17 protein-coding genes are annotated in these 23772 nt (G+C 49.7%); 9 read left to right on the top strand and 8 right to left on the bottom strand.

Features of this window, described 5'->3' with window-relative positions; all coding sequences use genetic code 11:
* The first annotated feature begins 7 nt into the window (after positions 1-7).
* Positions 8-190, top strand: coding sequence for a PspC domain-containing protein (locus ACTO17_RS05285; protein WP_172536329.1), 183 nt, complete (start codon positions 8-10; stop codon positions 188-190).
* Between the two features lie 103 nt (positions 191-293).
* Here the strand turns inward: ACTO17_RS05285 and ACTO17_RS05280 are convergent, their stop codons facing one another.
* From ACTO17_RS05280 to ACTO17_RS05270, 3 genes are all read right to left on the bottom strand, one after another.
* Positions 294-695: a bacteriohemerythrin gene (locus ACTO17_RS05280; protein ID WP_482557156.1), complete on the bottom strand. Its 402-nt coding sequence runs from the start codon at positions 693-695 to the stop codon at positions 294-296.
* Positions 696-810: 115 nt separating this feature from the next.
* Positions 811-2817, bottom strand: coding sequence for a bilirubin reductase, long form (gene bilR / locus ACTO17_RS05275; RefSeq protein WP_482557155.1), 2007 nt, complete (start codon positions 2815-2817; stop codon positions 811-813).
* Positions 2818-2847: 30 nt separating this feature from the next.
* Complete coding sequence (locus tag ACTO17_RS05270; RefSeq protein ID WP_482557154.1) at positions 2848-4764, bottom strand: oxidoreductase; 1917 nt, start codon at positions 4762-4764, stop codon at positions 2848-2850.
* Between the two features lie 404 nt (positions 4765-5168).
* On the opposite strand from ACTO17_RS05270, the gene ACTO17_RS05265 reads away from it, so the two are divergent.
* The 3 genes from ACTO17_RS05265 to ACTO17_RS05255 all read left to right on the top strand — a co-directional run bounded on the left by ACTO17_RS05265 (position 5169) and on the right by ACTO17_RS05255 (position 7578).
* A complete protein-coding gene (locus ACTO17_RS05265; protein WP_482557153.1) occupies positions 5169-5993 on the top strand; it encodes a helix-turn-helix transcriptional regulator in 825 nt (274 codons plus the stop codon).
* Between the two features lie 163 nt (positions 5994-6156).
* Entirely contained in the window at positions 6157-6606 is a 450-nt protein-coding gene (locus ACTO17_RS05260) for a DUF4869 domain-containing protein (protein WP_482557152.1), read from the top strand.
* Positions 6607-6609: 3 nt separating this feature from the next.
* Positions 6610-7578, top strand: a complete 969-nt coding sequence (locus tag ACTO17_RS05255; RefSeq protein ID WP_482557151.1) for a translation initiation factor 2 — start codon at positions 6610-6612, stop codon at positions 7576-7578.
* A gap of 246 nt (positions 7579-7824) precedes the next feature.
* Here ACTO17_RS05255 and arcC read toward each other — a convergent pair whose 3' ends face one another.
* The 4 genes from arcC to dpaL all read right to left on the bottom strand — a co-directional run bounded on the left by arcC (position 7825) and on the right by dpaL (position 12656).
* Positions 7825-8769 carry a carbamate kinase gene (gene arcC, locus ACTO17_RS05250; protein WP_482557197.1) on the bottom strand — a complete coding sequence of 315 codons (945 nt, stop codon included), beginning with the start codon at positions 8767-8769 and terminating at the stop codon, positions 7825-7827.
* Between the two features lie 73 nt (positions 8770-8842).
* Positions 8843-10036, bottom strand: coding sequence for a knotted carbamoyltransferase YgeW (gene ygeW / locus ACTO17_RS05245; protein ID WP_482557150.1), 1194 nt, complete (start codon positions 10034-10036; stop codon positions 8843-8845).
* A 29-nt stretch (positions 10037-10065) separates the two neighbouring features.
* The gene (locus ACTO17_RS05240; protein WP_482557149.1) at positions 10066-11382 is read right to left on the bottom strand and encodes a YgeY family selenium metabolism-linked hydrolase; all 1317 of its coding nucleotides are present in this window, start codon (positions 11380-11382) and stop codon (positions 10066-10068) included.
* 26 nt (positions 11383-11408) lie between these two features.
* The gene (gene dpaL, locus ACTO17_RS05235; RefSeq protein ID WP_482557148.1) at positions 11409-12656 is read right to left on the bottom strand and encodes a diaminopropionate ammonia-lyase; all 1248 of its coding nucleotides are present in this window, start codon (positions 12654-12656) and stop codon (positions 11409-11411) included.
* 418 nt (positions 12657-13074) lie between these two features.
* Here dpaL and ACTO17_RS05230 point away from each other — a divergent pair, with 418 nt between their 5' ends.
* From ACTO17_RS05230 to hydA, 4 genes are read left to right on the top strand one after another with little or no spacing between them, the layout of a single operon-like run.
* Positions 13075-14373: a uracil-xanthine permease family protein gene (locus ACTO17_RS05230; protein ID WP_482557147.1), complete on the top strand. Its 1299-nt coding sequence runs from the start codon at positions 13075-13077 to the stop codon at positions 14371-14373.
* A complete protein-coding gene (ssnA, locus tag ACTO17_RS05225) occupies positions 14373-15704 on the top strand; it encodes a putative aminohydrolase SsnA (RefSeq protein ID WP_482557196.1) in 1332 nt (443 codons plus the stop codon). Before ACTO17_RS05230 ends, ssnA begins: the two co-directional genes overlap by 1 nt.
* A gap of 11 nt (positions 15705-15715) precedes the next feature.
* The gene (gene ygfK, locus ACTO17_RS05220) at positions 15716-18757 is read left to right on the top strand and encodes a putative selenate reductase subunit YgfK (protein ID WP_482557146.1); all 3042 of its coding nucleotides are present in this window, start codon (positions 15716-15718) and stop codon (positions 18755-18757) included.
* Positions 18758-18786: 29 nt separating this feature from the next.
* Complete coding sequence (gene hydA, locus ACTO17_RS05215) at positions 18787-20154, top strand: dihydropyrimidinase (RefSeq protein ID WP_482557145.1); 1368 nt, start codon at positions 18787-18789, stop codon at positions 20152-20154.
* A 31-nt stretch (positions 20155-20185) separates the two neighbouring features.
* Here the strand turns inward: hydA and ACTO17_RS05210 are convergent, their stop codons facing one another.
* The gene (locus ACTO17_RS05210) at positions 20186-20884 is read right to left on the bottom strand and encodes a helix-turn-helix transcriptional regulator (protein WP_172536441.1); all 699 of its coding nucleotides are present in this window, start codon (positions 20882-20884) and stop codon (positions 20186-20188) included.
* Between the two features lie 127 nt (positions 20885-21011).
* On the opposite strand from ACTO17_RS05210, the gene xdh reads away from it, so the two are divergent.
* Positions 21012-23573: a selenium-dependent xanthine dehydrogenase gene (gene xdh, locus ACTO17_RS05205; RefSeq protein WP_482557144.1), complete on the top strand. Its 2562-nt coding sequence runs from the start codon at positions 21012-21014 to the stop codon at positions 23571-23573.
* Positions 23574-23772: the final 199 nt, after the last annotated feature.

Here is a 23772-nt window from a genome sequence, read left to right as displayed (position 1 = left end):
AATTGATATGGAAAAAAGATTATTTAAGTCAAGAAACAACCGGGTGATTTGCGGCGTGTGCGGAGGCGTCGGCGAGTACTTTAATATTGACCCCACAATTATCCGCCTGCTGTTTGTATTGCTGGGATGCACAACCACAGGAATTTTTGTGTACCTGGTGGCGGCAGTGATTATACCGGAAGAACTGTAAGGGCCAGAGCATGTTTCAAATACGCTCCGGGCCGGTCAGGTTCAGGCACATATACAGGGGGCTTCGCTTTGCGGCAGCCCCCTGTATGTATGTTGAATATCCGTTATTTTTGAACATACTGCATATCTATCTGCAGAATATGGTTGATCAGCCAGGAGGTCAGAAATCCAAGCAGTTCTTCCACAGTTTCATTCTGGCTGCTATAGTCATCGCCCAGAAAATCCAGATTAAATTCCATCAGCTTATCTTCGAATTTGCGGTGCAGGGCAATATGCTTCTCAATATCGGGATAGTTGATGCTTCTCTGATATTCTTCCTCATGAGAAAAATGTGTCCGGGTGTAGTTGATTAATTCGGAAATCAGGTGCACTAAGTTGTCTGTTTTATCCAGGATAAAATCATCACAAAGTAAATCCTTAGTTTCCTGCGCCAGCTCAAAAAGTCTGGTATGCTCTTTGTCAATCGCTGCTATTCCGGTGTAATATTCGGGTTTCATTTCGTACATAATTTCATCTCCTTGATATAATGTAATTTCATTGGCAGTATAAAAATACTGGTATTATTTTACTGCTGTTTCTGTCTGAAATCAAGAGATGGGCAAAAATTGATAATCATTGCTGTCAGATTTCATTTGCCGCATGGTATCCGCTGCGGATTGCCGCCGCAATATCTGCAGTCCGTTCACCGGAGCAGTCCCCGATGTAAGTGACCGGAGCAGTAATGCCGGCTGTGTCAAATGTGTTTTTCTTAGAGCCCAGCGCATTGACAATGGTGTCTGCCTGAAGGGTAAGTTCTGTGTTGTCAGCAGTATTGACTGCGTAGATCACATTGTCCCGGATTTCTTTTACTTTCGTGTTTACATATTGCTCTACGTTGTGGGTTTCAAAATCTTTTGTAATTAACGGCATAACAGTTCCGGATTCTCCGGCTGCAATTTTGTCCATCATTTCTATGATAAGCACTTTATGACCCCAGGCCGCCAGGTATTCGGCGGTTTCCGTTCCCACCAGTCCGCCGCCTAAAACGGCGCATGTACCGGAAATTTCCGCTCCTGCTAAAACATCCCAGGCGGAGAGGATCTTGCTGTTTTCTGCCGGCATGGGGAGGGGCATATTGTGGGCGCCCACTGCGGCAATTACAGTGTCAAAGCCGTTTAATTCTGCAGCGGAGGGCTGAGTGTTCAGTTTTAACTCCACAGAAAGGGTGGGCAGTATTTTTTCATAATAAGTGACAGCCCTGAGAATTTCGTTTTTTCTGGGCGGTACAGCGGCTAAATGGATTTGCCCGCCGATTTTGTTTTCTTTTTCAAAGAGGGTTACATGATGGCCCCGTTTTGCCGCAACCCGGGCAGCTTCTAATCCTGCAATTCCTGCGCCTATTACGGCAACTTTTTTGGCAGAGGAAGCTTCTTTCAGGAAAACGGTTGCTTCATCGCCGTTTTCTGCATTGAGAACGCAGGAAATATACCGGCGGTTCTGAATGGCGTCCACACAGCCTTTGTTGCAGTTCAAACATTCCCGGATGCATTCTCCGGCCTCTGTCTTGCTGGCAATATCCGGGTCTGTCAGCAGAGATCTTCCGTATCCGATAACATCTGCCTCGCCCTGTTCCAACATCTGTTCGCCGGCTTCTGCGGTGACAACTCTTCCCACTGTGGCAATGGGGATGGAAACAGCATGTTTCACCTTTTTTGCGGCGGGAAGGGTCCAGTTATAGGGAACGGCGCCCATAGGCGGAATGGTGTCGCCCATATTTCCAGTGTGGTTTGCCTGGGCCACCTGAATCATATCCACCCCTGCCTGTTCCAGAAGTTTTGCAAAAGAAACGGCTTCTTCTTCCAAAAGGCCTCCTTTGCCGCGGAGGGAGCCGTCTGGATTGACAGTGATCACCGGAAGCTTGTATTCCACAGCCAGGGAGGGAGCGGCTTCTTTGATGGCCGCCACAACTTCCAGGGAATATCTGGTGCGGTTTTCAAGGCTGCCGCCGTATGCGTCTGTGCGGTGGTTTAAAAGGGTGGAGCACATGGAGCCAAGCAGACGGTCGCCGTGGATTTCAATGGCGTCTGCGCCGGCCTGCTCCGCTCTTTTTGCACAGCTGGCAATGCTCTGGCGGATTTGGGCTAACTGATCAATGGTGGCTTCATCTACAAAATGCTGCATGTCGTGGCGGAGTTTGGCATAGGCTTCTTTAGTGGTTTTTTCGGCAAGCTCCGTCTGTTTTGCAGCTTCTTCCTGGTTTCCGGCATCCTGTGCGTCTTTGGCGGCTTTTCTTGCCATGTTTGCGCCCATAATCAGCCGGCCCACGCCCTGTACATCATATTCCGGATGGAAAATCTGCAGGGCCAGTTTGCTTCCGTGGGCATGCAGCGCGTCCGCCAGTTTTTGAAATGCCGGAATCTGGCTGTCGTCATAGAGCATCGGGGTAGGAGAGGCAGTGCGGACAGGCGCAACATCGCCGATTACAATGTATGCAGTTCCTCCTTTGGCCAGACGTTCATAGAAATTAAGGCTTCTTGGGCCGATGGAGCCGTCCCGTTCCTCATAGCCGGTAGTCAGCGGAGGAAACATAATTCTGTTTTTCAGCGTCATGCTGCCGATTTGGATTGGTTCTAATAATTTTTTTCCCATAGTAGTTGTTCTCCTTTGTTATGTAAAATTTTAAATTGTTTTTGCAAAATGATGAGCTGCCGTGATGGCGTCTTTTAAGTTCCCCACTTTGTCACAGTCTCCCAGAATATGGGCGTGGCTGCAGGCGACAGGCGCCGGGGTGTAGCCTACGGCAAAAATCAGCGTATCAGCATCGTTTATTACATATTCTCTGCCGTCTTTTTCATAAGTAATAGAGGCTTCGTCCACGTTTGTAACAACGCTGTTTAATTCCAGTTTGACGCCTTTGAGGATGAGCCGCTGGGTCAGCGCGCTTTTTGCGGGGCCCCCTTCCCCGGCCATCAGGGTATCGGTCATTTCAATGACGGTTACGTCCCGGTTGGCAGGGAATTTGTCGTCAATCAAAGGAGCCAGGTAATCTGCGGTTTCACAGCCTACAGAGCCGCCGCCGAGAATTACAATTTTCCGTCCTGGAAAGCCCTGGCCGGACAGAACGTCGTCTGCAGTCATTGTCTGTTTGAAGCATTGGAACGCTTTAATTTCCTTTGGTTTTGCGCCGGCGGTGCAGAGGATCTCGTATCCTTCAAATTCAGAGGAAATCATTTCCGGAGTGACCTGGCAGTTTAAGCGGACTTCGATTCCTGCCTGGAAAAGCCTTCTGGCCATGAATTTGATTACTTTGCAAAGCTCCTGTTTTCCGATTGGCACAGCCGCAAGGCGCAGCAGTCCGCCCAACTCCTGATTTTTTTCGCAGAGAACCACTTCATGTCCCCGCATTTTGGCGGTATAAGCCGCTTCCATTCCTGCCGGGCCGCCGCCGATGACCAGGACTTTTTTCTGTTCCGGCGCAGGCGCTATGGTATCGGATTCTACAGAAGGATTGACGGTGCAGGCAATGGGCTTGCCGAACATGATTCCCGTCAGGCAGCGGCCGCAGCCGATACAGGGCCGGATGTCGTCTGTTTTGCCGGCGGCGGCTTTGTTGGCAAATTCACTGTCGCAGAGGTTGGGCCGGCCAATCATACAGATATCCGTTTTACCGTTTGCGATCAGTTCTTCTGCAATCCAGGGTTCGTTAATGCGGGCCACGGTGGAAACCGGAATGGTCAGGTGTCTGCGGATTTCTTCCGAGGCGTGGGCGTGAGGAGCCGGCGAAGTGCCCGGCGCAGGCATGGAGCTGCCCCGCTTGATGGTGTTGCCGCCGGATACATGGATAAAATCTACGCCTGCTTTTTCTAACTGTTTTGACACATAAATCATGTCGTTTAATGTGAGGCCGCCGTCACTGTATTCGTCTCCGGAAATCCGTACGTCAATGATAAAATCTTCTCCGCATTGTGTTCGGATGGCTTCAATCACTTCCAGAGTCAGGCGCAGGCGCCCGTTGATATCTCCGCCGTATTCGTCGGTGCGTTTATTGTAAAGGGGTGTGAGAAAACCGCCTAACAGGCCGTGGGCATGGGCTGCCTGGATTTCCACGCCGTCGCCTCCTGCCTGCTGAAAGCGGCGGGCCGCTTCGCCGAACTGCCATACAATGGTATGAAGTTCTTCCACAGTGACGGGCCGCGGCGCTGATTTGGCATAATAGGGGCCCACATTGGAGGGGGCAATCAGCTGAGGGGTTCCGGGAATGGGAAATGCCATATATGCCGGGTGAAACAGCTGTGATAAAATCTTGGTATCGTACTGGTGCACAGCATCTACCAGTTTCTTCCAGCCCGGTATGTAGCTGTCATCATAGATAGACATGTCTCCCGGCAGATAAGTATAAACAGGCTCCACCGTTGTTACTTCTGTGATAATCAGGCCAACACCGCCCTTGGCCCGGTTGGAGTAGTGTTCAATTAAAGCGTCTGTCACATAACCCTTGTCAGCCAGGTTGGTGGACAGGGGCGGCATGAAAATACGGTTTTTTACGGTTGTGTTCCCGATTTTAATGGGGGAAAACAGGTTAGGATAGTGCTGCATGATATTTCTCCTTTTTATATGTGGCTGCGGAGGTTGCTACAGGATTGTCCTTTCGCACGCAAATTTTATAGTATCTAATCAGAATTATAGTGAGAAAACAGATGAAATAATTATCATTTTTTGATATAATAATATGAAATATTGATGCAGGAGATTTTTATATATTTCGATGCACAGGCGAATCGGGGCTTCTCTTCCTCTAAGGAAACGGTTCACGGGCGGTCTTAATGGAGGTGAAATCCACTGCTTACGGAGATTTAGTGATGAAGGCTTTCCTGAATCACTTAGTCGAAGTTAGCAGTTAGTTCACCAGAATGTTGCCCAGTTTGCGTGAGGAAGGGAAGCCCCGATTTGCCGTCCGTTTCCAATATAGAAAAATCCCCCCACCCAGAATGGAGTCCCCCATGCCGAATTTATTCAAAATAAAACAATACAACCTGAATCCCGGAACCCGCCGCACCTTCCGTTCCGGCAGCTGTTACCACATCATTTTTGTTCTCCGGGGAACCTGCCAGTTTCTTGAAACAGGATATTCTTCCTGCTGCCCTTCGGATATTATTTTTCTAAAGCCGGGGCAGACCCGGGAGATTCTGGCCTCCTCGCAGAAAACCGCCTGCCGCCTGCTTTGCCTGGCGGTTTCAGAAGAATCCCTGGCGGCCCTTTCCGATTCCACCTGTAATCTGGCAGAAAACTTCCGGTTTGCTCCTTATGATACAGCCGTGATCCCCGGGGAAATGAGATCTTCTATGCTGCTTCGGAATATGGTAGTGAAGCTGGACGCATTAAAAGACGAGGAAATTAAACTGGGAACGGAATTGTATGAAAAAAGCCTGTTTACCACTTTTCTGGTGCTGTTTCTGCGTACCTGTATCCAGAGCGACCAGGTGCACCAGTTCCATCAGAAGAAAATGCTGATCTTGGATGATGTTTTTGAATATATCAGTCAGCATTTGACGGAGGATCTTTCCCTGAACAGACTGGAAGAGGAATTTTTTGTTTCCGGCGAGCATATTTCCAGGGAATTTAAAAAGAGTGCAGGGCTGACGCTGCATTCCTATATTACCCGGGCGCGGATAGATTTAAGTAAAAAATATCTTCTGCAGGGGTTGTCTGTCCGTGATGTCTGCCAGATGTGCGGATTCAGCAGCTACAACCATTTCTTTAAGATGTTTAAAAAGGAATGCGGCGTGACTCCTGGGGAGTATTACCGGAAAACCCAGAGAATATAAGTCAAATGATTTGCAGAAGTCTCCCGGAAGCTCAGGAATACGAAACAGTGATTTGGGAATGGGCATCAATGCTTTGATGTTTTATTTTGCAGTTGCTTTGAGAGGGCTAAAAGAATTATAATAAGAATAGTTAAAAAAATGGTTTTGGAGGTGCAGAGGGCATATGCTGAAAATTATTTTTGGAGATATTGAAAATTCTGTTTATCATCCTCCCACATATTTTGATAATCAGTATGAAGATGAATGGGTGACAGATCCATTGTCTGTAGAAATGATAAGAGACATTGATAAGTCAAAGGTGATTAGCCCCCATTTGATTGAGAGTCCGGTATTGGGGCCGATTTCCACAAAGGAGATATCCGGGGGAGTGAAAACATTGATGCTGATGGCATTTGATCAATCAGGAAAAATATTTAATGCGTCGTCCTGCGGAGATAACTGTGCAAAATGGATTGTGGAAATTGGAAAAAGGAAGGAGCTGACCATCAATCTCCATCATGTGTTGGATTTCAGTTCGGCAGGAGAATTTGACGCCCTGATGCTGAATACAGGAAGAATGGTTCATGGATATGCAGAATATCTAAATGAGGCTCTTGGGATAAAGGAGCGGTAAGAGATGAAGGGAAAATATCATGTGGTGGTGCAGAATAACAGGCTTCGGTATGAATTTGATATCAAAAGGAATATCACGATTATCCGGGGCGACAGCGCCACGGGAAAAACCACGTTATATACTATGATTGCGCTTGCGGCAAGGCGGGGTGACAGCTCCGGGGTTGAAGTGCGGTGTGAAAAGAAATGCCGTACGTTGGAGGAGCTTGACTGGAAACTGGTATTGCCGACGCTGCAGGATTATATTATTTTTCTTGATGAGGATAACCTGTTTCTTAAAACAGATGAGTTTGCAAGAATGGCAAGGGAGTCTGACAATTATTTTGTAATTATTACAAGGGAAGATCTGGTTAATCTGCCGTATTCTGTGGAAGAAATATATGGGATACATTCTTCCGGGAAATACCATGATATGAAAAGGGAATATAATGAATTTTACCATATTTATGGAAATGAAGAAATTTCAGAGGAAGTGAAGCCAGACGGGGTTCTTGTGGAAGATTCTAACTCAGGCTATGATTTTTTCAGGAAGGTATGCGGTGATTTGCAGATAAAATGTGAAAGCGCAGGCGGAAAATCAAAGATCAGGGATGCATTAAAGAAGATGGAGCAGAAAAGTGTGCTTGTGATTGCGGATGGAGCTTCCATTGGCCCTGAAATGAATGAATTGTCTCAATACATGAAGGTATACCCCGATACAAAATGTTATCTTCCGGAATCATTTGAATGGATGATTTTAAAATCAGGTTTGATTGATGGTAAGGAAATACAGAATATTCTGCAGCATCCTCAGGATTTTATAGAGAGTCAGGAATATTTTAGCTGGGAGCGTTTTTTTACAAGCATACTGATACAGTATACAGAAAAAACGTATCTGAAATATCATAAGCGGAGTTTGAACCAAGTGTATCTGCATGATAAAATGAAACAGGCAATACTGGACGTGATGGAGAAAATAACATTTGAGCAGTGACAGGAGAGAAAAGACTGAAGTTCGAAGGAGCATGAAGCAGGCCGGTACATTTCAAAATAACGGCTGATATGGAATCCAAAAGTCTGAGTTGCGCAGAAAGATGAAACAGCAAAAGGGCTGTCCTGAACCAGCGCTTCATCCGTACATTCCCTCAAAGGGCCAGAGTTCCTCAAAGCATTAAATGTGCTTCAGGGAATTCTGGCCCTTTGGGCAGTATGCGTCAAATATTACTCCGGATTAGGCAGCTTACATAGAAAACATAGTCCCTGTCTTTCCCTGAATGGCGTCTCTGGATTTCTCCAGCAGGGTAATCAATGCTTTGCGTCCGGGCTTGGAGCCGGCGAAGTCCACGGCCGCCTGTACCTTCGGCAGCATGGAGCCGGGGGCGAAATGTCCCTGTCTGATATATTCCTCCGCTTCCTTGAGAGATACCTGCTTCAGCCAGGTTTCATTCGGTTTTCCGAAGTTCAATGCCACCTGCTCTACGGCAGTGAGGATAATCAGGAAATCTGCGTCTAATTCTTTTGCCATCAGGCAGCTTGCAAAATCCTTGTCAATCACTGCGCTTGCGCCTTTTAAGTGGTTTCCCTGGCGGATCACCGGAATTCCTCCGCCGCCGCAGGCAATCACCAGATCGCCGGAATTCACCATGGTGCGGATCGTATTGATTTCAATGATTTCCACAGGCTTCGGGGAAGCCACCACACGGCGGTAGCCCCGGCCGGAGTCCTCTTTCATGATATAGTGGAATTTTTCTTCCATCATTCTCGCCTGTTCTTGGGATACAAATTTTCCAATGGGCTTAGAGGGAGCCTGGAAGGCAGGGTCGTTTTCGTCCACCCGTACCTGGGTAATCATGGTGGCTACCGGAAGCTCCGTAATGCCCCGGTCTAACAGCTCTTCCCGCAGGGCGTTCTGCAGGTCGTATCCGATATAGGCCTGACTCATGGCGACACAGACAGACAGGGGCGTGTTGGGCTGATGCTCGTCCTCGTGGGTCAGGGCAATCATGGCATTATTGACCATGCCCACCTGAGGGCCGTTTCCATGGGCCACCACCACTTCACAGCCTTCTTCAACTAAGTCTGCAATTGCTTTTGCCGTAATTTTCACAGCTTTCATCTGTTCCGGGAGGGTATTGCCCAGGGCATTTCCGCCCAGAGCAATCACAATTCGTTTCTTTTTCTTCATAACAGTTGACAATCCTTTCACAATCGGGAGGCTCCTGCAGCCTGTTTTTTGTCAGGAGGCTGCAGGACAGGAATTATTGGAAAATCCGGGGTGTTCCCTGTTCTTCTAATTTTTTGAGGATTTCTGCAGGGTCAGCGAATTTTGCAAGGAAAATCATAGCGGCAATGATGTAGGGCTTGAAGCTTGCTTCCTTATATAACGGGTTGCGGTAGCGGTCAAATACAGAAGCGTCCACTTCCCCTTCTTCACAGCTTACACCGGAAATGTCTGCAGGCAGACAGTGCATGTAGAGAGCTTTGCCGTCTTTGGTGGTGGACATAAGCTCCTCGGTGCATGCCCAGTCTTTGTGCTGCGCATTCTGGGCCAGAAGTTCTTTTTCCAATGCCTGAATGCCGGCAGTATCGCCGTTTCCGTAAAGTTCGGTACGTTTTTCCATTGCGGCAAAGGGCGCCCAGCTCTTGGGATATACAATGTCAGCATCCTGGAAGGCTTCTGCCATACTGTTGGTTTTGGTGAAGGTTCCGCCGGATTTTTTGGCATTTTCAGCGGCAACGGCTTCCACTTCCGGGAATACCTCATATCCTTCCGGATGGGCCAGAACTACGTCCATGCCAAATCGTGTCATCAGGCCGATGATTCCCTGAGGAACAGAAAGCGGTTTTCCGTAGGAGGGAGAGTAAGCCCAGGTCATGGCCAGTTTTTTGCCTTTCAGATTTTCCACGCCGCCGAATTCATGAATGATGTAGAGCATATCGGCCATTGCCTGTGTGGGATGGTCAATGTCGCACTGAAGGTTTACCAGTGTGGGTTTCTGCTCCAGAATGCCGTCTTTATTGCCCTGGGCCACAGCGTCCACAACCTCATGCATATACTTATTTCCTTTTCCGATGTACATATCGTCCCGGATGCCGATTACGTCAGCCATAAAAGAAATCATATTTGCTGTTTCACGGACTGTTTCTCCGTGTGCTACCTGAGATTTTCCCTCGTCCAGATCCTGTACTTCAAGTCCCAGTAAATTGCAGGCGGAGGCGAAAGAGAAGCGGGTGCGTGTGGAATTGTCACGGAACAGAGAAATTCCCAGGCCGCTTTCAAATACCTTGGTGGAAATATTATTTTCTCTCATAAAACGGAGAGCGTCCGCCACGGTAAACACAGCTTCCAGTTCTTCGTCCGTTTTTTCCCAGGTAAGGAAAAAGTCCCCGTTGTACATGTCTTTAAAATTCAGTTTGTTCAGTTTATCAATGTAATCCTGTAATGTTTTCATAATGTCCTCCTGTTAAATAAAATGATGATTTATCCTTTAAAATACTCTTCTGGCAGCGCGGCATATACTGCAGCGCAGGTTACAAGATCCTGCTTCCAGGTCTTTTCATTGGGCGCATGGGCCTGAGCCTCTGCACCCGACCCAAAGCCGATACAGGGAATATTGTTTCGTCCCATAATCGAAACGCCGTTGGTAGAAAACGTCCATTTATCTGTCAGGGGACGTTCCTGGCGCATTTTAAGGGTTTCCGGCGCGCCGATCCGTTTGTCACCGTACAGTCCGGTGTAAGCGGCTTCCAATGCCTGGGTTACCTTGTGCTCCTTGGGGATGGCCCAGGTTGGGAAGTAACATTCGATTTCGTAGACGCATCCGGTATAAGAGGGACGGTCATAGCGGTACATGGATACCTGCACGTCGTCTCCGTATTTTTTCACGCTGGGCAGCGCGCGGATTTCCTCTAAGCAGCTTTCCCAGGTTTCTCCGAAGGTCATGCGGCGGTCTAAAGAAATAGAACAGGAGTCGGCAACGGCGCAGCGGCTGGGAGAGGTATAGAAAATCTGGGAAACGGTAACAGTGCCTCTGCCCAGGAAACGTGCTTCTTCCCAGTCCTTGTTGTACTTTTGATCCAGCATTTTCACCAGTCCCTTGATTTCGGTGGTGTCTTTGGCGTCGTTTTCATTTAATGCCCGGATGTCCTGAAGAATGTCCGCCATTTTGTAGATGGCGTTATCTCCCCGTTCCGGTGCGGAACCGTGGCAGGAAATGCCTTTCACATCCACGCGGATTTCCATGCGTCCCCGCTGTCCCCGGTAGATGCCGCCGTCGGTGGGTTCTGTGGATACCACAAATTCCGGGCGCACCTTATTTTCATTGATAATATACTGCCAGCAAAGGCCGTCGCAGTCCTCCTCCTGAACCGTTCCCACAACCATGATTTTGCAGTCTTTTGGAATCAGATCTAAATCCTTCATGATTTTTGCCCCGTAAACGGAGGAAACAATGCCGCCGCACTGGTCGGAAACGCCCCGGCCGCCGATTTCTGTCTCATTTTCATAACCTTCATAGGGGTCGAAATCCCAGTTGTCCAGATTGCCGATTCCCACCGTGTCGATGTGGGCGTCATAGGCTATGATTCTGTCCCCGGTTCCCATGTAGCCAATGACATTTCCCTGGGGATCAATCTGAACCTGGTCGAATCCGACTTTTTCCATCTCTGCCGCAATGGTGTCGATATGGGCTTTTTCGTCGCAGCTTTCGCCGGGATTTTTCACGATTGCCCGTAAAAATGCGTTCATGTCTGCGCTGTAGCTTTGCGCCTGTTCTTTGATTTTTGCAAAATCTGCCATGGTATGTATCTCCTTTATGTTTATTCTTATTTAATATCAGCAAATGGTTCCTTATCGCTTCCGCACAGCCCTTCCCAGGTGATCTCCCGGTAACGGTCCGGATCGGTGTCTCCTTCAGAGGAAACCAGAAGAACTTCAGAGTTCTCGTTGAGCTTCAATGCATCTTTCAAATCCTGATAGTCCGGATTTGTCATCAGGGCATGGACAAGGCCCAGGGTAACAGAACCGGATTCGCCGGAAATGACCCGTTTGTCCTCTCCTGTGGGAGCGCCGTAAATGCGGGTTCCGTTGGCGCTGACCCAGTCCGGGCAGGAAATAAATGCATCGGCATGGTTTCTCAGGATATCCCAGGAAACAGTGTTGGCTTCCCCGCAGGCCAGTCCTGCCATAATGGTGAGCATATCGCCTGTCACGTTGACCTGGCTTCCGTCCGCCTGCAGTGCGGAGCGGTACAGACAGTCTGCCGCGCCGGCTTCCACGACTGCCATCACCGGGGGATTTTCCTTAAAACGATTGGCAAAATAGCCGATGACAGCTCCGGCCAGGGAGCCGACGCCTGCCTGGATGAAAATATGGGTGGGGCGGCTTTGGTATTCCTGAAGCTGTTTGTCTGCTTCCAGAGCCAGTGTGCCGTAGCCCTGCATAATCCAGGTGGGGATTTCTTCATACCCTTCCCAGGCAGTGTCCTGAACCATAATGCCCCGTGTAGTCTCTTCCGCTTCCTTCGCAGCCATGCGGACGCAGTCGTCATAGTTGAGATTTTCAATGGTAACGGCGGCGTTTTCTCTGGCAATGTTTTCCAGACGGGTTTTAGTGGTGCCCTTGGGCATCCGGACCACGCATTTCTGCCCCAGTTTGTTGGCAGCCCAGGCTACGCCCCGGCCATGGTTTCCGTCTGTGGCGGTGAAGAAGGTGGCCTGCCCGAATTCTTCCCGCAGCTCTTTGGATGTCAGCACATCATAGGAAATTTCGCTGATATCTCTGCCCAGCTCCTTGGCAATATGTCTGGCAATGGCATAAGAGCCGCCCAGCACTTTGAAAGCATTCAGGCCGAACCGGTAAGATTCATCCTTCACAAAAAGGCGTTTCAGCCCCAGGTATTCAGCCAGCCCGGGCAGCGGCGTCAGGGGAGTTGCCTCATATTGAGGAAAACTTTTGTGGAACTTGCCTGCCTTTTCCATTTCTGCCAAAGACATGTGGGAAAGTCTGGCGTCGTCGCTTCCTGGCATACGGTTGAGGGTCCACTGAATGGGACGTCCTGATGAATTGCACATGATACGATCCTCCTTTAGTTTTGACTGTCTTGTGCAGCCGTCTTTCTAAGCCCATTATAACAGGTGATTTTCAAAAATCAATAGAAAAATGAAAAATTTATTATTATGATAAAAAATTATTATTTTGCTTGCATTCCGGTAAAAAGCATGATAAGATAAAACCATTGAGAACAGTATTTGTACAAATTGCACGAGAACACACGGCACGGAAAGATAAAATTATGTTCATAGTGCATGAAACCGGTTTTTCGTTTTCAGACAACAGAGCTTGATGGTTTCGCAGGTTTTCCATGACAGAAGGAGCCTGCAGGAACAGGCGGCATTTGGACTGCTGCCTGAGAAAAGGAGGAATAAGGTTAAGATGGAGAAAAAATAAAATACATCTGCGCTACTGTTTGACTTGTACGGAAAACCGTCCATGGGGCAGGCGTTTCCGCTGGCATTGCAGCATGTGGTGGCAATGATTGTAGGCTGCGTGACTCCTGCGATTATTGTTGCGGGGGCAGGAGGGCTTTCAGACAGAGATTCTGTCATTTTAATTCAGGCAGCTCTTGTGGTATCGGCGCTTACAACACTGGTGCAGCTCTACCCGCTGGGCAAAGGAAAGCTGCGGATTGGCTCAGGACTTCCCGTGATTATGGGAATCAGCTTCGCTTATGTGCCTACCATGCAGGCCATTGCCGGGGATTTCGGTGTGGGAACTATTTTGGGCGCACAGATTGCAGGTGGAATCGTTGCAGTTGTGGTTGGGATTTTTATTAAGCAGATCCGAAAGTTTTTTCCGCCGCTGATTACAGGTACGGTGGTATTTGCCATCGGACTTTCCCTTTATCCCACGGCTATTAATTATATGGCGGGCGGCGTAGGAAGTGAGCAGTACGGTTCCTGGCAAAACTGGCTGATCGCGTTGCTGACGCTGGTAATTGTGACAGGATTGAACCATTATGGAAAAGGAATCTGGAAATTGTCGTCTATACTAATAGGAATTATTGCCGGATACGTGATGTCGCTGCTTTTTGGAATTATAGATTTCTCCGCAGTTTCCGGTGCGTCCTTTTTTCAGCTTCCGAAGCCGCTGCATTTCGGCCTGGTGTTTGAGCCGTCTGCCTGTGTTGCCATCGGTGTGCTGTTTGCCATCAATTCCATTCAGGCGATCGGAGATTTTACGGCTACCACCACCGGAGGGCTGGATCGTCTGCCGGAGGATGAGGAATTAAACGGCGGTATTGTGGCCTATGGATGCTGCAATATTATCAGCGCTTTGTTCGGCGGGCTTCCCACAGCCACCTTCAGCCAGAATGTGGGAATTGTGTCGTCCACAAAGGTAGTGGCAAAAAGAGTGTTCGGACTGGCGGCAGGCATCCTTCTGGTGGCAGGGCTGATACCCAGATTTTCTTCAGTGCTGCTTACCATACCGAACTGTGTATTGGGCGGGGCGACGGTTTCCGTATTTGCTTCCATCGCCATGACCGGGGTGAAGCTTATCACTGCAGCTCCGATGAATTACAGGAATACCACGATTGTAGGGCTTTCCATTGCGCTTGGCATGGGAATTACCCAGGCCAATGCCGCCCTTGCCAGCTTTCCGGGGTGGGTAACTACCATTTTCGGGAAATCTCCGGTAGTCCTGGCTACCATTACGGCAATTATACTGAATCTGGTTTTGCCCAGAGAAAAAGAAGAGAAAGATATTGAAATCATGAAGGAGGAAACATGATGCTGATTGTAGGAAACGGAAAAGTAATTACAAGGGACAGTGACCTTCCCTTTATGGAACAGGGCGCAGTGGCAATTGAAGGAACCAGAATTACCCAGGTGGGGCCGGAGCAGGAGCTTAAGGCAAAATATCCGGATGCGGAATACATAGATGCAAAACAGGGCGTGATTATGCCTGCATTTATCAATGCCCATGAACATATTTACAGCGCCATGGCAAGGGGGCTTGGGATCAAAGGCTACAATCCCAAAGGATTTCTGGATATTTTAGAGGGCCAGTGGTGGACCATTGACCGGAATCTGACCATGGAGCAGATCAAATACAGCGCCATGGAGACAATTCTTGCTGGAATTAAAAACGGCGTCACCACGATTTTTGACCATCATGCCAGCTTCGGGCAGATTAAGGGCAGTCTGTTTACCATTGCAGAAGCGGCAAAGGAGCTTGGTATGCGGGCCTGCCTGTGTTATGAAATTTCTGACCGGGGCGGAAAAGAAAAGGCCAGAGAATCCGTGATGGAAAATGCAGAATTTATCCGCTATGCCTTAAAGGACGATACAGATATGATTGCCGGAATGATGGGGATGCATGCCCAGTTTACCATCTCCGATGAGACGATGGAACTGGCAGCCGCAAATAAGCCAGAGGAAGCAGGCTACCACATTCATGTGGCGGAGGGCATTGAGGATCTCCATGACTGCCTGAAAAAATATGGGAAACGGATTGTGGACCGGCTGATGGACTGGGGAATTCTGGGAGAGAAAACGCTGCTGGGCCATTGCATTTATATCAATTCCCATGAAATGGAGTTGATTAAAGATACAGACACCATGGTGGTGCATAATCCGGAGTCCAACATGGGAAATGCCTGCGGCTGCCCGCCTGCGTTGGAGCTTGTGAAACGGGGCATAGTCACGGGCCTTGGCACAGACGGATATACCCATGACATGACAGAATCCTTTAAGGTGGCAAATGTGCTTCACAAACATCATTTATGCGACGCCAATGCGGCCTGGGGCGAAGTGCCCAAAATGCTGTTTGAACACAATGCCGCGATTGCCGGCCGATATTTCAGCGCGCCTCTTGGGGTGTTAAAGCCCGGGGCGGCGGCAGACGTCATTGTGGTGGATTACGATCCGCCCACCAGACTGGATGAGAGCAACTGCAACGGACATATTTTATTCGGCATGACCGGCAGAGACGTGATTACCACCATCGGAAACGGAAAAGTGCTGATGAAAGACCGGGAAATAAAAGTAGCGGATACAAAAGAAGTTATGGCAAAATGCAGGGAATCCTCTGCAAAACTGTGGAAGAGCATTAACGGATAGGAGAGAAAGACATGAGCGATAGTATGACAGGTATGAGTTTTGAGCAGCTGCTCCGCTGGGTCCGCACGGAGCATGAGAAAAGCGGCGCCGTATTCGGAGTGCGCAGGCCCTATGTGGCTGCTCCAAAGAATAACCAGACTATTTTCGGCAGGAATTTGGAGACGCCGGTGGGGCCCGCCGCAGGGCCGGGCACCCAGCTTGCCCAGAATATTGCGGCGGCTTACTATGCCGGAAGCCGTTTCTTTGAATTGAAAACGGTGCAGATTATGGACGGCGCTGAGCTTGCAGCCTGTGTCAATAAGCCCTGCATTAAAGCGGATGACGAGTGCTACAACTGTGAATGGTCCACAGAGCTGTATGTACCGAAGGCTCAGGAAGAGTATATCAAATCATGGTTTTTACTGGCGTTTCTGGCAAAAGAATACGGGTTGGGGGCCATGGACGGATTTCAGTTTAACATCAGCGTAGGCTATGATTTAGCCGGAATCAAGTCTGAAAAAATTGACGCTTTCATTGAAAATATGAAAGATGCAAGCCAGACTGATACCTACAGAGAATGCAGAGAAGTCCTTCTGGCCCATGCGGGGGAATTTCAGCATATGACAAAAAAGGACATTGAGGAAATTTCTCCCAGAATCTGCAATTCCGCCACCATATCCACCCTTCACGGATGCCCGCCCCAGGAGATTGAGAGCATTGCGGATTATCTGCTGAAAGAAAAGAAGATTTATACCTTTATCAAATGCAATCCCACGCTGCTGGGCTATGAATTTGCAAGAGAGACTCTGGACAGCATGGGTTATGATTACATTGCTTTTGGCAGGTTCCATTTTGAAGATGATTTGCAGTATGAAGATGCGGTGCCCATGCTTCGGAGGCTGATGAAGCTGTCCGGGGAACTGGGACTGGAATTCGGTGTGAAAATCACCAATACTTTTCCGGTGGATGTAACAGCAAAAGAACTGCCCAGCGAGGAAATGTATATGTCGGGCAAATCACTGTATCCCCTTTCTATCGCATTGGCGGCAAAATTATCCCGGGAATTTGACGGAACGCTGCGGATCTCCTATTCCGGCGGCGCAGACGCCTTCAATATAGAAAGAATTGTGGGAACGGGAGTATGGCCCGTGACCATAGCAACCTCGCTGTTAAAGCCCGGCGGCTACCAGAGAATGAAGCAGGTGGCAGAAGCCGTGGACCGTATGGGAAGGAAGCCTTTTACGGGCATTGACGTGAAAGCTCTGGATCAGACCGCACAAGACGCCCTTACCGACAGGCACCATGTAAAGCCGGTGAAACTTCCGGTATCCAGAAAAACGGCCGAAAAAGTGCCTCTGGTGGGATGCTTTACCGCTCCCTGTGAGGACGCCTGCCCCATTCACCAGGAAATTACAACTTACTTAAAACTGGCAGGAGAAGGGAAGTATGAAGAAGCGCTGCAGGTGATTTTAAACAGAAATGCGCTGCCCTTTATTACGGGAACCATCTGCGCCCATGGGTGCCAGAGCCATTGTACCCGCAATTTCTATGAAACGCCGGTACAGATTCGGGACGCCAAGCTGCTGTGCGCACAGAAAGGATACGATCATGCCCTCCATGCGCTGAAGGCCAGGCCGTCCTGCGGGAAAAAAGCAGCTGTAGTGGGCGGCGGCCCTTCCGGCATGGCGGCGGCTTATTATCTGGCTAAGGCAGGCGCAGAAGTGACTTTGTATGAAAAGAGGGAGAAACTGGGCGGCATTGTAAGCGCGGTGATTCCTGATTTCAGAATTGACGATGCGGTGATTGCAAAAGATGTGTCTCTGCTGGAAAAACTGGGAGTAAAAATCCTCTGCGGCACAGAGGCTCCTTCGGTGGAAGAATTGAGAAAAACTTATGGAAATGTAGTTCTTGCAGTGGGCGCATATAAACGGGGTCAGCTGGAACTGGAAGGAAAACAGGCAGTGAACGCACTGGAATTCTTAGAAGCGTTCAATCAGGCCAAAGGGGAAATAGAGCCCGGCAGACATGTGGCTGTCATTGGCGGCGGCAATACTGCCATGGATACCGCAAGGGCGGCAAAACGCTGCAAAGGCGTGGAGCATGTGTATCTCTTATACCGGAGAACCAAACGGTATATGCCGGCGGATGAGCATGAATTGCAGCTTGCAGTAAAAGACGGCGTGGAATTCAAAGAGCTTCTGGCTCCGGTGCGGATGGAAAAAGGGAAATTGATCTGTGATAAAATGGCTTTAGGGGCCCTGGACGCTTCCGGCAGAGCCAGTGTGAAAGCCACCGGGGAGACGGAAACAATTTTGGCAGACACTGTCATTGCGGCAGTGGGAGAAAAAGTTCCCGCCGATTATTACCAGGCAAACGGAATCCATGTGGATGAATCAGGCCGTCCCCTGGTCAGCGAGGAAACCTTAGAAACCAATCTGGAGGGGGTTTACGTAATCGGCGACGGGCTTTACGGGCCGTCTCTGGCAGTGAAAGGAATGGCCCATGCCGTGAAAGCATCAGAAGCCATCCTGGGAAAATCTGTGTCCGGGGATATGAGTGAACCGGTGGAGCCGGAAAAGATTTACCAGAGGAAAGGAATACTTGCAGAGCCAAAAGAGATTTCCGGGAAAGAAATGGCTTTAGAACCGGATCACGGGATTGAGAAAGAAAACTCTGCGGATTCTGAAAGATGCCTGGGCTGTTCTTCCGTCTGTGAAAACTGCGCCGATGTCTGTCCCAACCGTGCGAATGTGGCAATCCGTGTGCCGGGGCTTTCCCAGTCCCAGATCATACATGTGGACTACATGTGCAACGAATGCGGCAACTGCCAAAGCTTCTGTCCTTACGAAAGCGCTCCTTATCTGGATAAATTCACACTGTTTGCCAGCGAAAAAGATATGGCAGACAGCAAGAACCAGGGCTTTGCGGTACTGGATCAAAAAACAGCCAGGTGCAGGGTCAGATATCTGGGAGAAGAATTTACCTGGGAGCCTGGACAGGAAAGCAGGCTGTTCCAGGGACTGGAGAAGCTGATCGAAACGGTGTGCAGGGAGTATGGGTATTTATTAGGCTGATTTGCTGTGTAAAACCAGGAGGTTCCTTTATGAAAAGACAATTATTTCAAAACGGCACAGTGGTTTCCAGTACAGAAACCAGGAAAGCGGATGTGCTGACAGAAGGAGAGAAAATCCTTGCAGTGGGGAAAAACCTGAAGGCGGAGGGCGCGGAACTTATTGACGTGTCGGGAAAATATCTGTTTCCGGGATTTATCGATCCCCATACCCATATGGATTTGGAAGTTTCGGGAACGGTAACCGCCGATGGATTTGACAGCGGCACGAAGGCGGAGCTGTCCGGAGGAACCACCTGCATTGTGGATTTCGCCACCCAGAACCGGGGAGAAAGCCTTGCCTATGCCCTGGAACGCTGGCATAAAAAGGCGGAAGGAAAGTCAAGCTGCGACTATGCCTTCCATCTGGCCTTGTCTGACTGGAACCAGGAGGTGAGCCGGGAACTGGAACAGGTGACAGCCCGGGGCATACGCTCGTTCAAACTGTATACCACGTATGAAGGGATGGCTGTGGATGACAGGACTATTTATGAGATCCTTGTGCGGCTGAAGGAATTAAAAGGAATTGCAGGCATCCACTGTGAGAACAAAGGCATCATTGACGCCCGGCTGGAAGAAGTTCTGAAAAAACGGGGCAGCCGGAGCCGTGTGTCAGAGTATCCCTGGACCCGGCCGGTTCTTGCGGAAGCAGAAGCGGTGGGCCGTGTTTTGAAGATTGCCGCCTGTGCGGGCGCGCCTGTGGTGATTGTGCATCTCAGCTCCAAAGAAGGGTATGAAGAGGTGAGAAGAGCCAGGGAGCGGGGCGTTTCTGTATACGTGGAAACCTGTCCCCAGTATCTTTTGCTGGATGAAAACCGGTATCATTTGCCGGATCAGGAGGCAAGGAAATACATGATTGCCCCGCCCCTTCGCAAAATGGAAGATCAGCAGGTATTATGGAGGGCGCTGGCAGAAGGAGAAATCCAGACCATTGCCACAGACCACTGCAGCTTTACCACACGGCAGAAAGAAGCCGGGGCCGGGGATTTTGCCAAAACTCCCTGCGGGATGCCGGGAGCGGAGGAACGGCCGGCCCTGATCTATCATTTTGGGGTGGGCCGGGGAAAGCTGACGTTAGAACAGATGTGCAGTTTTTTGGCGGAAAATCCGTCAAAGCTGTACCATTTGTACCCCAGAAAGGGATTGATTGCGCCGGGAAGCGACGCGGACCTGGTGGTATGGAATCCGGAAACGGAGTGGACTTTGTCGGCCGGTACCCAGCAGTCAGCATCAGATTACTGCCCGCTGGAGGGAACATGCCTGAAAGGAAGGGCAGAGCAGGTTTATCTGCGGGGCTGCCTGGCGGCAGAAAACGGCAGGATTTGCAGGGAAAACGGCGGAAAATATCAGCCGGCCGGATGAGAGACAGCGGTTTTCGCATGTTCTGGAAAATCTACAGATCTCCCAGATAGCGGTATACTGTGGCAGGAGAGCAGGAAAGGTGTTTGGCCACAAAAGCGATTCCTCCCTTTAGCTTAAAGACCCCCCGTTCCTGCAGTTTTTGCACAATATCCCGCTTTTCCTGCTGATTCAGCCGGTCAATGGGAGTCTCCAGAGATGAGGTGACACTGTCAAAAGCAGTCTGCATCATGGCGGAAATGTCCATGGAGAAGTGTTCCGCCAGGGAATCCGGCTGCGCCGGGGCAGGCTGCGGACTGGGCGCTGCCGTAGATTCCTGACAAGTCCTGCATTCTCCGCCGGAAAAATCCTTTGGATGGATGGCGGAGAGCAGCCCGCCGCAAAGCTCCCGGTAACGGGAATCGTCAAAGTTGATGCCCAAAAGCCCCACCGGGCTGCCCTCCTCATCTTTGATAAATAAAGTAGAAGCCCGCAGAACATGTCCGTTTTCCGCTGTCACCGGATAGTTGTGCAGAAAGTCATTGGTTTTATAGGAATTGGCCGCAAGCATCTGCAGGGCGTCATTTGTGGTAGGGCTGCCCACCTGCCGGTCGCTGATATGGCTGTTGGCGATGGCGGCAATCTGGCCGGGTTCTGAAGTGATGTCGTGGAGTACGATTTCATAGTCCGGCCCCAGGGCTTTCCCCAGAAAGTCCACAAGGATTTTGTATTGATTCAATATATTATCAGACATAAAATTTCCTTTCTGTGCAGGATAGATGAGGGAATGAATTGCCATAAAATTAATTATCTCATGCAGGAGAGGAAAATTCAAGGATAAAAAGTTATTGCAATAAAAATTTTTTAAGGAGGTACCACAAATGTTTGAGTTACAGGTAAACGGAAAAACAGTCAGCGCAGACCAGGATAAAACGTTATTGTCTTTTCTGCGGGACGATTTAAAGATTACCTCTGCAAAAGACGGCTGCAGCGAAGGCGCCTGCGGAACCTGCACCGTTCTGGTGGACAATAAGGCAGTGAAAGCCTGCGTGCAGAAAGTGTCGAAATTTGTTGGAAAGTCCATCCTGACGGTGGAAGGACTCAGCCGGCGGGAACGGGAAGTCTATGAGTACTGCTTTGGGGCGGCAGGCGCCGTACAGTGCGGATTCTGTATCCCGGGCATGGTCATCTGCGCCAAAGCATTACTGGATGAAAACCCCGATCCGACAGGTTCGGATGTGAAAAAAGCAATCCGGGGAAACATTTGCCGCTGTACAGGCTATAAGAAAATTGAAGAAGCTATTTTAATGGCGGGAAAATTTTTCCGGGAATCTCTGGAAATACCAAAGGAGCCGAAAGAGCTTCACATGAATGAGCATTTTAACCGTCCCGACGCCGCCAAAAAAGTAAACGGAACCGGAAAATACGCGGACGATCTGGAATTTCCGGATATGCTCTATGCCAAAGCAGTGCGCTCCAGGTATCCCCGCGCCAGAGTTAATAAAATTGACGTCAGCAAAGCGCTGGCCCACCCGGACTGCGTGCGGATTTTGCTGCAGCCGGACGTGCCGGACAATGTCATCGGGCATATGAAAAAAGACTGGGACGTGATGATTCCGGAAGGAGGAATTACCCGTTATGTGGGAGACTGCCTTGCCCTTGTGGCAGTCAGACGCAAAGAAAGCTTAGAGGAAGTGGTTTCGCTGGTGGAGGTGGATTACACAGAATTAAAACCTGTGACCACTCCCCAGGACGCTTTACGGGGAGACGCGCCCTTAATCCATGAGGACGGAAATATCATGAGCAAGTCCACCCTGGTAAACGGAGACGTGAAAACCGCCATTGCCAATGCAAAATACGTGGTGACAAGAAAGTACAAAACGCCCCATCAGGAGCATGCGTTTATGGAGCCGGAATGCGCCGTTGCAGTACCGGAGGGAGACGACGGCCTGTTATTGTACACCGGAAGCCAGTCAGTTTATGATGAGCAGCGGGAAATTGCAATGATGCTGAAAATCCCCAAAGAAAAAGTGCACTGCCATTCCATGCTGGTAGGCGGCGGATTCGGCGGCAAAGAAGATATGAGCGTTCAGCATCATGCGGCGTTGATGGCATGGTATACCAAAAAGCCTGTAAAAGTGAAATTTACAAGGCAGGAGAGCCTTGCTTACCATACCAAACGGCATCCCATGGAAATTGAAATTACTACAGCCTGTGATGAAAACGGAATCTTAACGGGAATGAAAGCGGTCATTATCGCAGACACCGGAGCCTATGCGTCTTTGGGCGGCCCGGTACTGGATCGGGCCTGCACCCATGCGGCAGGCCCGTATAATTATCAGAATGTGGATATTCTCGGCATGTCTGTGTATACCAATAATATGGTTTCCGGCGCGTTCCGGGGATTTGGGGCGGCCCAGAGCAATTTTGCCATGGAGCAGAATCTGAATCTTCTGGCAGAAAAAGTGGGAATTTCCCCCTGGGAAATCCGCTACCGCAACGCCATCCGGCCAGGACAGATTCTTCCCAACGGACAGATTGCGGATGAGAGTACCGGAGCGGCAGAATGTCTGGAGGCAGTGAAAGAAATCTATGAATCCAATCCTTATGCCGGAATCGCCCTGGGATGGAAAAACAGCGGAAAAGGCGTGGGAATCATTGACAGCGGCCGCTGCAGGCTGCGGGTGCAGGAGGGAAAAGTACATGTACTGACTTCCGCCGCATGCATGGGCCAGGGAATTGCCATTATGTGCGAGACGATTCTCTGTGAGGCTGCAGGCATTGCGCCCGGACTGGTGGTCCATGCAGACGCAGACACCAGAACCACACCGGATTCCGGCACCAGTACAGCCTCCCGTCAAACCGTGGTAACTGGAGAAGCCACAAGGCTGGCGGCCGAAAAGCTGAAAAAAGACCTGGATGCAGGAAAATCTCTGGCAGATTTGGAAGGAGAGGAATACTACGGAGAATATCATCCCATGACAGACGGCCTTACTTCCACAAAAGAATTTCCGGTGCGTCATGTAAGCTACAGCTACGGCGTTCAGGTGGCGCTTCCCGATGAAAAGGGAAAAATGGAAAAAATAGTCGCCGCTTATGATGTGGGAACACCCGTAAACATTCAGTCTGTGGAGGGACAAATCGAAGGCGGCATGGTGATGGGCCTTGGCTATGCCTTAACCGAAGAATTCAAATGCCAGGAAGGCTACTGCAAAACCAAGCTGGGCACCCTGGGACTGATGCGTTCCACCGATGTGCCAAAACTGGAAGTAAAACTGGTGCAGGGGCCGAGGAAAATTCCTTTGGCATTCGGCGCCAAAGGCTGCGGAGAACTGTGCATGATTCCCACCGGAGCCGCCTGCGCGCATGCGTATTACCGGCTGGATGGGAAACTTCGGACGGAGATGCCGCTGCGGGATACTTATTATAAGAAGGTGAAGTAAAGTTGCAGCTTTATCGTGGCCAACGGACGCCAAACAGGGCAGGAACCAGGCAGTGAAATTGCAGCTTTACCGTGGCCAACGGACGCCAAACAGGGCAGGAACCAGTCCCCTGGAAACGGGCCGACATTCCAGGGAACTAACTGCTGACTCCAACTAATGGATTCAGGAGAGCCTTCATCCATAAGTTTCCGTAAGCAGT

It is taken from the genome of Petralouisia sp. (assembly GCF_056822245.1).
Note: the sequence above shows the minus strand (reverse complement) of the source record. Positions and strands in the feature narration are given on the sequence as shown.